The 13,851-nt window shown below is 43.7% G+C and carries 11 protein-coding genes; 5 read left to right on the top strand and 6 right to left on the bottom strand.

The features are described 5' to 3' along the window. Positions 1-14 precede the first annotated feature (14 nt). The 5 genes from proW to AYW75_RS09930 all read left to right on the top strand — a co-directional run bounded on the left by proW (position 15) and on the right by AYW75_RS09930 (position 4,989). Positions 15-992 (top strand): glycine betaine/L-proline ABC transporter permease ProW, encoded by a 978-nt coding sequence (proW, locus tag AYW75_RS09910; protein ID WP_067098966.1) that lies wholly within the window; start codon positions 15-17, stop codon positions 990-992. A 25-nt stretch (positions 993-1,017) separates the two neighbouring features. Further along, the gene (gene proX, locus AYW75_RS09915; RefSeq protein ID WP_082856477.1) at positions 1,018-2,040 is read left to right on the top strand and encodes a glycine betaine/L-proline ABC transporter substrate-binding protein ProX; all 1,023 of its coding nucleotides are present in this window, start codon (positions 1,018-1,020) and stop codon (positions 2,038-2,040) included. 72 nt (positions 2,041-2,112) lie between these two features. After that, a complete protein-coding gene (locus AYW75_RS09920) occupies positions 2,113-3,081 on the top strand; it encodes a GlxA family transcriptional regulator (protein ID WP_231886183.1) in 969 nt (322 codons plus the stop codon). Positions 3,082-3,115: 34 nt separating this feature from the next. Then, positions 3,116-3,871, top strand: coding sequence for an SDR family NAD(P)-dependent oxidoreductase (locus AYW75_RS09925; RefSeq protein WP_067098972.1), 756 nt, complete (start codon positions 3,116-3,118; stop codon positions 3,869-3,871). A 125-nt stretch (positions 3,872-3,996) separates the two neighbouring features. Further along, positions 3,997-4,989, top strand: a complete 993-nt coding sequence (locus AYW75_RS09930) for an isopenicillin N synthase family dioxygenase (protein WP_067098975.1) — start codon at positions 3,997-3,999, stop codon at positions 4,987-4,989. 153 nt (positions 4,990-5,142) lie between these two features. Here the strand turns inward: AYW75_RS09930 and AYW75_RS09935 are convergent, their stop codons facing one another. From AYW75_RS09935 to AYW75_RS09960, 6 genes are all read right to left on the bottom strand, one after another. After that, positions 5,143-6,759, bottom strand: a complete 1,617-nt coding sequence (locus tag AYW75_RS09935) for a BCCT family transporter (RefSeq protein WP_067098978.1) — start codon at positions 6,757-6,759, stop codon at positions 5,143-5,145. 115 nt (positions 6,760-6,874) lie between these two features. After that, complete coding sequence (locus AYW75_RS09940; protein WP_067098979.1) at positions 6,875-7,984, bottom strand: hybrid-cluster NAD(P)-dependent oxidoreductase; 1,110 nt, start codon at positions 7,982-7,984, stop codon at positions 6,875-6,877. Between the two features lie 46 nt (positions 7,985-8,030). After that, positions 8,031-9,377: an NAD(P)/FAD-dependent oxidoreductase gene (locus AYW75_RS09945; protein WP_067099601.1), complete on the bottom strand. Its 1,347-nt coding sequence runs from the start codon at positions 9,375-9,377 to the stop codon at positions 8,031-8,033. 94 nt (positions 9,378-9,471) lie between these two features. Then, positions 9,472-10,989, bottom strand: a complete 1,518-nt coding sequence (locus tag AYW75_RS09950; protein WP_067098982.1) for an aldehyde dehydrogenase — start codon at positions 10,987-10,989, stop codon at positions 9,472-9,474. 2 nt (positions 10,990-10,991) lie between these two features. After that, the gene (locus tag AYW75_RS09955; protein ID WP_067098984.1) at positions 10,992-11,942 is read right to left on the bottom strand and encodes a dihydrodipicolinate synthase family protein; all 951 of its coding nucleotides are present in this window, start codon (positions 11,940-11,942) and stop codon (positions 10,992-10,994) included. 326 nt (positions 11,943-12,268) lie between these two features. Next, positions 12,269-13,477, bottom strand: coding sequence for an aromatic ring-hydroxylating oxygenase subunit alpha (locus AYW75_RS09960; protein ID WP_067098987.1), 1,209 nt, complete (start codon positions 13,475-13,477; stop codon positions 12,269-12,271). Between the last annotated feature and the right edge of the window lie 374 nt (positions 13,478-13,851).

A 13,851-nucleotide genomic window follows, 5' to 3' on the forward strand; every position in this document is an offset into this window, starting at 1 on the left:
AAAAGGCACAAATTATGATTGATGTAAGTTTTTTAGATCCGTTTCAACAACTCACTATTCCTGTTGGAGAATGGGTTGAAGCTATGTTGAATTATTTAGTTCAGAATTTTCGTGATGTATTTCGTGCCGCACGTTGGCCAATTGATCAGATTCTGGACTTAGTAGAAGGTGTTCTTAGTGCCATCCCACCACTAATTGGCATCATCTTATCTGTTCTGTTTGGTTGGCAAGTAGCAGGTGCTCGAATGGGGGTTTTCTGCGCGATCACTTTAACCTTACTAGGGTTGATAGGGGTGTGGGAGCAGTCCATGGTCACGTTGTCTCTTGTTATTACCTCGCTGTTTTTCTGTGTTGTGATTGGTGTACCTCTCGGCATTTTGAGTGCTCGCTACGATCGAATGGAGAAAACGATTCGTCCTGTATTGGATGCGATGCAAACTTTACCTGCCTTTGTATATCTAGTTCCTGTCGTTATGTTATTTGGTATTGGTAACGTACCAGGTGTATTGGTGACCATTATCTTTGCTTTGCCACCATTGGTTCGTTTGACCAATCTAGGCATTCGACAGATTCCTGCCGATAAGATTGAAGCTGCACGAGCGTTCGGTTGTACCCCGCAACAGATGCTAGTCAAAGTTCAATTACCACTCGCAACGCCCACGATTATGGCTGGTGTAAACCAAACGCTGATGTTGTCTCTTTCAATGGTAGTCATTGCATCAATGATCTCAGTTGAAGGTTTGGGACAAATGGTATTACGCGGTATTGGACGTCTAGATATGGGGTTGGCAACTGTAGGTGGTTTGGGTCTAGTCCTATTGGCTATTTTCCTAGATCGCTTAACCCAAGCAATGGGTGAACGTTCGAACGCCAGTGGTGCTGTTCGTTGGTTCCAAGTTGGCCCGATTGGCTTTGTTGTCTCTCTGTTTGGAGTTAGTGCAGCAAAGCAGCAAGTGGTTAAACCACAACCTAAAAAAGCAACTCAAGAATAAGCATAATCAAGCAAAAGGAAACTCTATGAACACTGTTACGAATTTTCTAAAAAATGGCACGTTTAAAACGACTTTAACAGCAGCAGCGGTTGCAACAATTTGTTCTTCTGCATTGGCGAATGATATGCCTGGTGAGGGTGTGGAAGTCACACCAATTTTCCCATCAATTGCTGAGGAGCGTTTTCGTGGTGAAATTGCCATGGCTGGCCTAGAAGCGCTAGGTTATGAGGTGGAAGAGCCAAAAGAATCAGAATACGCAACCATGCTTCTTGCACTTAGCTATGGTGACGCCGACTTTACAGTACATTTGTGGGATAAGCTTCACGATACCTTTTATGAGAAAGCGGGTGGTGATGACACCATGCTAAAAGTGGGCAGTATTATGCCAGGCGTTTTGCAAGGCTATCAAATAGATAAAAAAACAGCTGACCAATACGGTATTACCTCTTTAGAAGATCTTAAAAAGCCTGAAATTGCTAAGCTGTTTGACAGTAACGATGATGGAAAAGCAGATCTTACAGGTTGTAATCCAGGGTGGGGCTGCGAGTTAGTGATTGATCATCATATCGAAGCCTATGGTTTAGGCGATTGGGTAACTCACAATCGCGGTTCATACTTTGCCTTAATGGCCGATACCATAGCTCGTTACCAAGATGGCAAGCCAGTGTTGTACTTCACTTGGGTACCTCAATGGATCGCAGGGGTATTGAAAGTGAATGAAGATGTGGTTTGGTTAGAGGTGCCATATACAGACCTTCCAGGAGGTGATAACGATGTTATCACGACATATAAAAACAAAAACTTAGGCTTTGCAGTGGACGAGGTTATGTCTGTAGTGAATAGAGACTTCGGCTTAGAAAATCCCTCAGCCATGGCGCTATTGTCACAGGTTCAAATTAGCTCAGATGATGAAAGTGCGCAAAATCTGAAAATGCGAAACGGAGAGAATTCTCAAAAAGATATTAAGCGCCATGCACAAGAATGGATTTCAGAGCACCAAGCTGAATTTAATGGTTGGCTAGATATCGCTCGTCAAGCTTCTAACTAATTTTATATCACTGCAAAAAAGGCCAGAGCTTTCTGGCCTTTTTAACATTTAGATTTATTAATGAGGCATTGCTTGTCAAAAAGTATTGCAATTATCCTGTTACCTGGCTTCGCTTTAACATCATTTTCGCTGACGGTTGAAGCATTTAGTGTCGCCAACTTACTGTCTGAAAAAGATATTTATCATTGTACAGTTTACAGTGGTTCAGATAACCCAAAAAAAATGTCGGTAATTAGTTCAAATAACATCCCAATTCAAACGACAAAACACATATCTGAATTTGAATCAGCCGATATTATTTGTTTATGTGCTTATCAAGGTGCTTCTCGATATTATAATGACGCACTTAATTTTTTATTAAAAAAACATTATAGATCTGGAAAAAAACTCGCATCCTTATCTAGTGGCAGTTTTATTTTTGCCAAAGCAGGATTGCTCGCAAAAACTGCGTGTACGGTCACAGCAGAGCAAGAAGACATTTTCCGTGAGCTGTATCCAAAAGTGACGCTGCAAGAAAGCTTGTATACCGTGTCAGAGCAGATCTTTACCTGTCGTGGTGGTACCACTGCGCTTGATCTGATGATGTATTTAATTGGCATGGATAATGGTACTGAGCTTACTGAGCAAATTTCCTTGCGCTTCCAAAGTGACCGTATACGCACACTGGCAGAAATAAACAAAAGCAATCAGTACCTAAAGCTTCGATTTAAGGCGCCTATGCTGGGTGCGGCCGTTGAAATAATGGAAGCTAATATTGAAGAGCCTTATAGCATAGAGCGCTTAAGTGAAATGATTGGTAGCTCCGTACGACATTTAGAACAGTTATTCAAAAAGCATTTAAAAGTGACGCCTAATAAATACTACTTAAATATTCGCTTACAGCGTGTATTAAAGTTAGTTGAAGAAACTAGTTTACCTCTTTCAGAAGTCGCTAATGCCTGCGGATTTTCTTCGCACAGTTATATGGGGCAATGTTTCCGTAAAAAGTATGGTGATCATCCTTCAGCATTTCGTAAGCGCGTATTGACTCAAGATGTTTAACCCTTTTTAAATACAAAAAATTGAAGGCAATCTTATGTTAACGAATAAATTTGCCATCGTAACCGGTGGCGGAAGAGGCATAGGAAGAGGTATTACGCTTGCTTTATTAAAGGCAGGCGCTACGGTCATGATTGTCCAACGCCAGAGTTTAGACAGTACGCTCAGTCACAATAATAGGGTGCACTGGTGCCAAGCCGATCTAGCCGATGTTCACGCACCGCAGCAGATTGTAAAAGCCATACCAGAGCAGGTTAATACAGTGGACATACTGGTTAACAACGCTGGCTTTATGTTTGAGCTGTCTTTAGACGAAATGATCGAAGCGGATTGGGACCGCATGATGACAGTTAATATGCGTGCGCCTGTTTTTATCACCAAAGCCTTGCTGCCACTGCTTCGAGCAAAAGGGGCTGCGAGTATTATTAATATAGGTTCTATAGAAGGATTGGCAGCAAACCCACATCACATAGCCTATTGCGCTACAAAATCAGGCGTGCATGGCTTTACCAAAGCGTTGGCAGTGGATTTAGGCAAAGACGGTATTCGCTGTAATGCCATTGCCCCAGGCTGGATTAATACCGATCTAAGTGATCAATACATTGGTGCCCAAAAGAATCCTGCTCAAGCCCGAGAAGACTTATTAAGGCTACATCCCATTGGTAGGACTGGAGAACCGAGCGACATTGGTGAAATGGTGGCTTTTTTGGCATCCGACGCATCAAAATTCATAACAGGCCAAATAATCGTTGTAGATGGTGGTCGAACCAGTAAGTTACCACTCCCATTTTAGATTATAAGTAATATTGAAAGGTGTTAGAAACTGTTAGTTATATTCGTTTTTCTAATATCAGCCGATGACCTGAAATTCCCATAATAGTGCTCTAACTCTAACAAAAGCATAACAGGAGAGAGTATATGTCAATCGAGATTCATAGCTATTTAAATGCTGAAGATACCGATGTTGAGAGCATTCCAGTCATTGATATCAGTCGACTAATAAACGGTACCGATCCAGAAGCTGTTGCAAAGAAAATTGGCGACGTATGCGAACATTTGGGTTTTTTATACATCGTTAATCATGGCGTTAGCGCAGAATTAATGACCAAAGTTCAAGACTATACCGAAAAATTTTTTGCACTGCCGTTAGAGGAAAAACAGAAACTTAGCATAGAAAACAGTGGCGAAACGTTACGTGGTTATATTCCGATGTTTGGTGAAAATGTTGATCCAGAGTTTACTCAGGATTTTAAAGAATGTTTTGACTACGCCGCTCATGAAGAGCATGTATCACCATTTTTTGGGCCAAACCTGATGCCAGAATCGTCATTGCCAGGCTTTAAAGAAACGATGGAAGCTTACCATGCTGAAATGCTTAAACTAGCGAATAAATTAATCGGAGCCATTGCTTTAAGCCTTGGATTACCATTTGACTACTTCTACAAAATGCAGCAAAAGCCCATCTCTATTCAGCGTATTTTGCACTATCCACCGCAAACGGGTGCAATATCTCGTGAAAAAATTGGTATCGGTGAGCATACTGATTACGGCTTTTTAACCATTCTATCGCAGGATTCTGTCGGCGGCTTACAAGTAAAGAATCGTGAGGGGCAGTGGATAAGTGCCCCACCGATCGAGGGCAGCTTTATCGTAAACATTGGCGACTTGGTGCAAACGTACACCAATGATCGCTACATCTCTACTTACCATCGCGTGATTAACACCAGTGGTAAAGAGCGATATTCATATCCATTCTTCATGGATATGGACTTCGATGCTGTGGTGGAGCCTGTGGCAACTTGCGTGTCCGGTGAAACTCCAGCGAAATACTCGGCGTATACTTGTGGTGAACACAAGTTTCGTCGATTCGTTGATAGCTATGAACACCTTCAAGTTGAGAAGAGTGCTTAACGTTATCAGCATGGTACAAAAATCACCCTTTAGCCGTAAGGTCACCCTTACGGTTTTTTTAAATACTTTTCTAAGCGTGAAAAATCAAACACAAAAAAGCACCATTTGCCTCTCATCAAATGGTGCTTAGGTTTTGCTATGAGCAGGCTAAATTTAGCCTATCATACGTTTTTCATCCTGTAGGCCACGTAAAACGGAATAGCACATTAATACGCATAGTATGGCAAATGGAAATCCTGTTGCAATGGCCAGTGCTTGAAGTGAACCCAGACCACCGCCAAGTAGAAGGGCGATGGCAATAAGGCCCTCAAATAAACACCAGAACATGCGTTGCATTACTGGTGTTGTCTCAACTCCACCGGCACAAATAGTGTCTACAACAAGTGAGCCAGAATCAGAAGAAGTGATAAAGAACACTAATACCAAGACGATGCCTAAGGCGGAAGAGATCGTTGCGAATGGTAGCTCTTGAAGCATCACAAAAAGCGAAAGTTCTGGCGTCCAGTTTAAAAGAGTTTGTTGTACTTCCATGTAGCCTCCAACCATTTGCGAAATGGCATTACCGCCAAAACCGGCCATCCAAGCAGTACTAACTAGTGTCGGAACAAGTAACATACAGATAATGAATTCACGAATAGTTCTACCGACTGAGATTCTCGCGATAAACATCCCCACGAAGGGTGACCATGCGATCCACCATGCCCAATAAAGCGTGGTCCACCCATGGAAATAGCCTGTATCTTCACGGCCAACCCAATTTGAAAGAGCAGGCAATTCAATGAAATAGCCTTTCAACCCTAACAAAAATGTCATCAAAATATCAGTGGTTGCACCGACAAAAACGATGAATAAAAACAAAACTAGAGCCAACAGCATATTCAACTCTGAAAGGCGTTTAACGCCGCCATCTAAGCCGCGATATACTGAAAACATAGCGATACCAGTGACCACTAGAATGATCACCACCATTAAGGTGTTGTCTGCTTCGATACCAAAAATGTAGTTAATACCTGCCGCGGCTTGCGTGGCACCATAGCCAAGCGATGTGGCCAAGCCTGCCAGTGTTGCCAAAGCAGCAAACGTATCAATACAGTGACCAGGCCAGCCCCATACTTTCTCGCCCAGTATAGGGTAGAAAGCGGAGCGAATAGTCATTGGCATTCCTTTGTTGTAGCAAAAAATACCTAAACCTAGAGAGACAACGGCATAAGCTGCCCAAGGGTGAATACCCCAATGAAAAAGCGTGGCCGCCATCCCGCTTTGTACGGCTGCATTACGGTCAAAGCTAGGGATTAAAGTGCCGTCAGCATTAATAGTCGCTTCTTGGCCTAAGGGTGGGAATAATGTGTGCTGCATCGGTTCAAGCACACCATAAAATACCAACCCGATACCCATGCCTGCAGCAAACAGCATTGAAAACCAACTGATACGTGAATAGGCGGGTTTAGCATTTACACCACCCAGTTTGATTTTACTGTACGGAGAGACGATTAAGTACAAACAAAATACCACGAAAACATTCATACTGATGGCAAAGACCCAGTCAAATTGAGTCGTGAGCCAAGGTCTTAATGTGCCAAAAATATCGCTGGCGGTTTCTGAGAAGATTAAGCAAAAGGCAACCAAAAGCACTACTAAGCATGCGGTTAAACTAAACACGGATTGGTGAATATCGACACTAAATGGGCCGATTTTTACTTGGGCATTATCCTGTCCCGCTTGGTAGTCCGTCACGTAATCCGACTGTCTAGGTTTATTATCACTAGTCATAATTATGTGTTCCTTTAAAGTTTATAAACGCAAATTAGCCTATAAACAGATTCGTTATTTCATTGATAGATTAAGTAGAGCGAGAGGAGGGCGCAGGGCGAACCCTGCGGGAGCGTTAAATCTCGATTTCAATATCACTTTTAACGCGAGTACAGCAAGAAAGTACATAGCCTTCTTCAATTTCTTCTTCTGAAATGCCGCCGTTATGATTCATGTCGTACTCGCCATGAATCACTTTTACTCGACACGCACCGCAAATGCCTAAGCCACAGGCTTTAGAAATATTGACCCCAGCTTCAGCTGCGGCTTCATTGAGCGTTAAGTCTAGCCCAACTTCTTGCAGAATGCCCATTTCAGGAATTCGTAACATGACCGCAGGTTTAGGTTGTAAGTCTTCAAGCTCTGCTTGAGCGGCATGTTTTTCGGCTTGTTCAACATCTTTAATCGGTGTCTCACCAAAAGACTCTTCATGATAGCGACTCATGTCAAAGCCAGAATTTTCTAGCAGTGCGCGAATGGCTTTCATGTAAGGGCTAGGGCCGCAACAGAACACTTCACGTTCCATAAAATCAGGGGCAAGTAGCTGTAGCATGTGCGAATTAAGGTAACCGCGATAACCGCCCCAAGCTTCGCCCACATTAGTGCGTTCACAGATTAAATGCATTTTGAAGTTGTCTATCCGAGTAGACATGTATTCAAGTTCTTTTGCGTAGATAATATCTTTCGGTGAGCGGGCACTGTGCGCAAACACCATATCTACTTCTGAGTCGGTATTAAACCACCAACGAGCCATTGACATGACAGGCGTGATTCCGACACCACCAGATAGTAGAAGTACTTTGTCAGATGGAAAATCCATGCAGTTAAATCGGCCCACTGGACCGTGAACCGCTATTTGATCGCCTGCTTTTAGATTATCGTGTAACCAATTTGAAACGACACCGCCAGGTACTCGCTTGACGGTAATTGAGAAGCTGTAAGGAATTGAGGGTGAACTCGAAATTGTATAGGAGCGCATGATGCGCTCTTCAGCAATATCAAGCTCCAATGTCACGAATTGACCAGGTTTAAAAAAGAACATCACAGGTTCATTCATACTAAAGGTAAAGGTCGTGACATCGTGAGTTTCTGGGATGACAGTCACACATCGAACAAGATGACGTCCATTACCCCAGATTTGAGTGTTCATCGGATTTAAAAAATCAGATGTATTAAAGTCGCTCATAACATTCTCCCGAAGCGCTTTGGGCATTTCTATTCAATAAAGCGGATTACAGTTCTTTGCCAGCCTGCCATTGCTTCCAGCGCATCGTTATATTGGCACCGATTGACAAGAAGGGCTCAGGGGGTAGCTTGCTGGGTTGATCATGTTCTAAAAATTGATTAAGCAACTCAGATTGACCCATTACGGCTTGTTCTGCAGCAGCCATCCCTGAAAGCGTGCCTTTTACAGTGCCTAAACCATTCTGGCAGCAAGCAGACCAAATTCTCTCTTCAATTTCACCGAAGGCCGGCATCGAATTAAGTGATAAACATAAGCGCCCGCCCCAACGGTGTTCCATGTCCACCCCGTGCAGCATAGGAAAGCGGTCTTTGAAGGACTGATCTTGCATGGCTTTCGCACGTCTCATATCAGCCTGTGGTGCTTCAAGGGATTGATTTAGGGTCGCTAAATTTCTAATGATGATGCGATCACCGCTGCCCGCGTAATTAGAAACTTTACGAACGGTTGTGCCCATCGGGTCGGCAGGTAGAATGCCCCAATCGCTTTGACCGCCAAGCTTTGACAGCTCGCTTGAGGTAAGTTTTCGTGTCATTGAAGCGTAGGTAAACACATGCAACAAACGTTTTGGAAAGAAACCAAACGACTGGATGTGGCCATTAACAGCCAAGATGATGTGCTTGCTTTTCACGGCACCTTTTGGAGTGCGTAAGGTATGAAGATCACCTGAAGTTAGCTCAACGACCGGAGTATTTTCATAGATACTGACACGTTGGCTGAGGCCTCTAGCGCAACGTCGGATAAATGCTGCTGGTTGCACCATTGCTCCGCCCTCAGTTTGCAGTCCCTTAATATAAAAAGACGAACCAGTCATGGCTGTCATTTCCCCAGCATTTTTAACTGAAAAAGTTTCACCAATATCGGCAAGGTGTTTTGCGTAACTAAGTATGTGTTGAATACCTTGTTGCGTCGAAGCTCCGGTGACTTTGCAGCTACGGCTAAAGACCGCTTTAGGCATATCGTATTCCATAGCAGCTTGTTCGGCAAAATCGATAGCATGTCGATTAAGAAGAATACTGTTTAGATCACGTTCGTTACTGCCTGCGTAAGAGTCAGAGTTTAGCTCATGCGGTAGATCAATCATGAAACCACTGTTGCGTCCAGCAGGGCCTTCCGCGATACGTGATGCTTCGAGTACAACGATTTTTTCACTTTCAGGAAGCAGTTGCGTAAGACGACGAGTAGCCGCTAATCCGGCCCATCCTGCTCCAACAATGACCCAGTCAGCGGTTATATCTTGCTCCAGTGTTGGGTAGCCCACATCTGGGTGTAGAATACTATTCCAAGCCGCTGGACCTGGATCTTTTGGGAGTCGTGTAATTTTTTTTTGTATCATATCCAATCCCATCAATTGAGCAGAAGAGAAGTTCCTCCTCTATCCGAAAAATCCGGAAAGAGGAGGCTTCCCGTTGCAAATCGACCCTAGGTGTTTAGTCGATTGCACCGTCCACGGCACTGTCACTTAAATCAATCCAGATGGTTTTAAGCTCAGTGTATTGATCATGGGCATGGATAGAATTGTCGCGACCTCCAAAGCCAGACTGTTTGTAACCACCGAAAGGTGTTGTGACATCCCCTTCACCGAAACAATTGACGGTGACGGTCCCTGCTTTGATCGCTTGGGCGGCCCGAATTGCTTTCTTCGCATTCGCAGTGAAGACTGATGCTGCTAGACCGTATTCTGTGTCATTGGCTACTTGCAATGCTTCCTCGTAGCTGTTGACTGTGATGACAGACAAGACCGGCCCAAAGATTTCTTCACGAGCCAATTCGTCTGAGTTTGACACGCCGTCAAAAATCGTTGGTTGGATAAATATCCCATCGATAGTTTCGCCGCCGACAACTACGTTGTAACCGGCTTGTTTGCCTTTTTCTAGAAAACCGGAGACTTTTTCAAAATGGCCTTTATCGATCATAGCGCCTAACGCATTTTGAGGGTCTAAAGGGTTACCAACTTTCCATTCCCGAGCATGTGCTTTGACGCGCGTCATTAAGGCATCTTTTACACCTGATTGAACAATCAGGCGTGAACCTGCAGAACAATTCTCCCCCATGTTCCAGAAGGCCGCGGCACAAACTTGCTCAGCGACAAAGTCTAGGTCTTCGGCATCGTCTAAAACAATGCACGGGTTCTTGCCACCAAGTTCTAAGACGACTTTCTTCATATTTGAATCTGCTGAATAGCGAAGGAAGCGTCGACCGGTTGCGGTGGAGCCGGTGAACGTCACCATGTCTACATCCATGTGCAAACCAAGCGGTTCGCCAACGTCAGCTCCTCCACCTGTTACGATGTTAAGCACACCACGAGGTATCCCAGCTTCTGCTGCGAGTTCAGCGATACGAAGTGCTGTTAACGATGTTTGAGCAGCAGGCTTGATCACCATTGAACAACCCGCTGCTAAAGCTGGAGCAATTTTCCAAACCAACATTAGCAGTGGGAAGTTCCAAGGTAAAACAGCACCGACCACACCGATTGGTTCACGTACGATCATTGAAATAGCATCCGAACCAACCGGTGCAGTTTGGTCATAAATCTTATCGGCCAACTCAGCATGCCAGTTCATAATGTGAACGAACTCATCAATGTCTAGGTTTTCACAGTCAGTAATGGGTTTACCTGAATCAAGGCTTTCCATAACGGCCAGTTCATGTCGGTTACGAAGTACCAGCTTAGACAGTTTAATGAGTATTTCTTTGCGCTCACTTGGATGCAATTTACTCCAACGGCCGTCTTCGAACGCTTCACGAGCTTTATCGACGGCAAAATCTACATCTTCTTTAGCACACGCAGCGATGTTAGCTAAGTGTTCGCCTGTTGCAGGGTTTGTTGTTACAAATGTCTTGCCAGATGCAGCTGGGCGATACTTACCATCGATGAATGCCATGGATGGTAATGTTAGAGAGCCAGCAATGGCTTGGTATTCTTGCAAAGTTAATACGTTTGACATGCTTAGGCTCCCGCTTTTTTGTTGGCTTTGGCTGTTTGACCCTGCGCTGGTGCTTCTTCTAGAATACTGGCAATGGCCGTTTTCAAGGTACGTACGACTTGTTCCATTTGGCGTTTGTCGTCTTTGTTAAGATCACGTAGAGGGCTGCGTACAGTTCCTGCAAAGCGGCCATCCATAGTGACACCGTATTTAACGGACTGGATGAATTTTCCACCCTGTTCAAGAACACGCATTAGCGGCATCATGGCAGACATGATTCGACGGCCTTTGACGAAGTCATTTTCCAAAACACATGCTTGGTATAAAGCGATGTGCTCTTTTGCAAGGAAGTTAGAACCAGCGCAAACCCAGCTGCGAGCGCCCCATGCAAAAAACTCCAACGCTTGATCATCCATCCCACATGCCGTTTGAATGTGAGGGTAATCACGCATCATCATGTGTAATCGGTTAATATCTCCAGAGCTCTCTTTGATGCCGCAGAAGTTTTTAGATTGACCAACGCGGTCAAGAAACTCTTCTTCCATATTAACGCCCATACGATCTGGGTAGTTATAAAGCATGATGGGCATGTCGGCTGCACGATCGATAGCGAGCGCATGCAGTGACAGCTCTCGCTGTGTTGGAAGGGAGTAAGGAGGTGTTGCGACAAGTAGCACATCAGCGCCGCTTTTAGCGCCTGCTTCAGCCAGTTTTAAAGAGGCTTTTGGATCCAAAGACCCTGTGCCAAAGATGATTTGTGCTTGATCGCCAACGACTTCTTTTGCTTTCGTCAACAACTCAACACGTTCTTCATGACTTTCAACGTAGTATTCACCGGTGGTGCCACCGATCATTAAACCGTGTACACCTTCGTTCACAAGGTGCTTGACATGTGTTTGGTAGGCGTCAAAGTCAATAGAACTGTCATCTCTAAAAGGGGTAATGACAGGTGTATAAATGCCTTCAAATTTCATTTTTATCTCTCACTTTAATGTCGATTTATTGCGGGTCAGGCAATGAACTCTTAGGTGTTAAATATTTATTCGTGATAAAAATATTACTTATTTATTGGCATTACTCACAATCAACCTTTTTTCGGTATCTAGCCTAACTTCTCGTTATCAATTGCAAGTTTTGCTTCTGTTTATTAAGGGATAAACTCATTTCAGATTTTTTTAGGCTGTTTAGCCATCTGAAAAGTGAAGGTTAATTTCAATTGATAGGCTGGGATTATTTAATTTCTTTAGTCAAAAAAAATGCGACCGTTTGGCCGCATTTTAAAGATGGGTGTTAATGAGTATTAGCTAAGTCGTTTTTTCATTGTATCGCAGTACCAATCAACAAACTGGCAAACACCATTTTCGGCAATATCAGAAAATGGTCCCGGCTTATAAGCGGGAGACTGAACACCTTTAAATGTTTCTTCTACCAATTGTCGATCTTGATCGTTAGTAGCAAGCCAAACTTTGGTTAGGTCATCCAGATCATAGTCTTCACCTTCCACAGCGTCTTTTGGTACCAGCCACTTAGTTGTGACCAGTGTCTCCCCAGAGCTTAAAGGTAGAACGCGGAAGCTAAGTGCATGGTCGCCTAAGAAATGGTTCCAGTTGTTCGGGTACAAGAAATACAGCAGTGCACCAATGTCTTCTACACCAGAGTTGTCTAGTCGTCCATTGACCGCAGGGTCACCGGACATCGTATAGCTGACAGCTTTGGCAGACAAAGGAATTCGAGTCATACGGAAAATACCGTCTTCAGCCATTTCTAGTCGGCTAGGTAACCCTGCGGCTTCGCATTTATCCCAATGAGCAACTAGCTCAGGATCCTCATCACCACCAACACCAGCAACCGATAAGTTTTCTACAAATGAGTTAAGCAATTCTGGATGACTGCCATCACAGTGATAACATTCGCGGTTATTTTCAAAAACAAGTTTCCAGTTACCTTTTTCAATGAGGTTTGATTCAAAGGCCACTTTACAGTCATCTAGATTATGAGGAGCCGTAAATCGACCCATAACATCTCTGAATGCCTCAAAATCAGGTGCTTTATCAGCGACACATACATAGATATAACTATTAATGGTTTCACAATGAACAGCTTGAAGTCCGTGCTCGGAGGTATCGAAATTGTCGCCCATATTACCAGCAAAAAGAAGCTTGCCATCTAAGTCGAATGTCCACTTGTGGTAAGGACATACAAGTTTAGCGCTTTTACCTTTCGCATTTTGACAAATACGGGAGCCGCGATGACGACAGGCATTGTGGAAGGCACGTACTTCACCTTTAGCGCCACGGACAACAACAACAGGGTATTGACCAACTTGAAGCGTGATGTATTCACCTGGTTTATCAATTTCAAATGTGTGGCCAGCGAAGATCCATTCTTTATGCCAAATTTGCGCTAAGTCCTGTTGGAATACATTTTCGTCGGTATACAGTTCGCGACTTAGGGCGTGTCTAGGCTTGCGCTCATTGATTAAATCTAAGGTAGTCTTTTGGCTACTCATTGTTCTACTCCGTAATGTCTGGCATCGGCAGATCAAAAAAACGCTCAAACAGTATGGCGTTAATTAAAATCTGGTTCCCCCCGATGTGGGCTTTAAGCCTGTTTAAATAAGGCGATGGTGACTGGCAGCGCCATTGTTAGCTGGTTCCAATTGGATGTCCAAGCCTGAGTTAAAGTTTATGAGTGACCCTAGAAAGGGTAAAGCGACCTTTTTTAAGGACGTTCGAAAACTTCAGGTTATCAATGCGATTATTGTATTGATTTAAAAAAGTGATTTTTAATACTCTAAATTCTAATGAAATTAATGGTTTAGAGTTGATTAAAGGGGCTTTTAGAGATTGATTTAGGGTCTTATTTGATGAATTTTTAAATATA

Source organism: Marinomonas atlantica, assembly GCF_001639725.1.
GTDB lineage: Bacteria > Pseudomonadota > Gammaproteobacteria > Pseudomonadales > Marinomonadaceae > Marinomonas > Marinomonas atlantica.

Coding starts and splice junctions, on each gene's coding strand:
- proW (WP_067098966.1), top strand. CDS start 15: ATGATTGATGTAAGTTTTTTAGATCCGTTTCAACAACTCACTATTCCT.
- proX (WP_082856477.1), top strand. CDS start 1,018: ATGAACACTGTTACGAATTTTCTAAAAAATGGCACGTTTAAAACGACT.
- AYW75_RS09925 (WP_067098972.1), top strand. CDS start 3,116: ATGTTAACGAATAAATTTGCCATCGTAACCGGTGGCGGAAGAGGCATA.
- AYW75_RS09930 (WP_067098975.1), top strand. CDS start 3,997: ATGTCAATCGAGATTCATAGCTATTTAAATGCTGAAGATACCGATGTT.
- AYW75_RS09935 (WP_067098978.1), bottom strand. CDS start 6,759: ATGACTAGTGATAATAAACCTAGACAGTCGGATTACGTGACGGACTAC.
- AYW75_RS09940 (WP_067098979.1), bottom strand. CDS start 7,984: ATGAGCGACTTTAATACATCTGATTTTTTAAATCCGATGAACACTCAA.
- AYW75_RS09945 (WP_067099601.1), bottom strand. CDS start 9,377: ATGATACAAAAAAAAATTACACGACTCCCAAAAGATCCAGGTCCAGCG.
- AYW75_RS09950 (WP_067098982.1), bottom strand. CDS start 10,989: ATGTCAAACGTATTAACTTTGCAAGAATACCAAGCCATTGCTGGCTCT.
- AYW75_RS09955 (WP_067098984.1), bottom strand. CDS start 11,942: ATGAAATTTGAAGGCATTTATACACCTGTCATTACCCCTTTTAGAGAT.
- AYW75_RS09960 (WP_067098987.1), bottom strand. CDS start 13,477: ATGAGTAGCCAAAAGACTACCTTAGATTTAATCAATGAGCGCAAGCCT.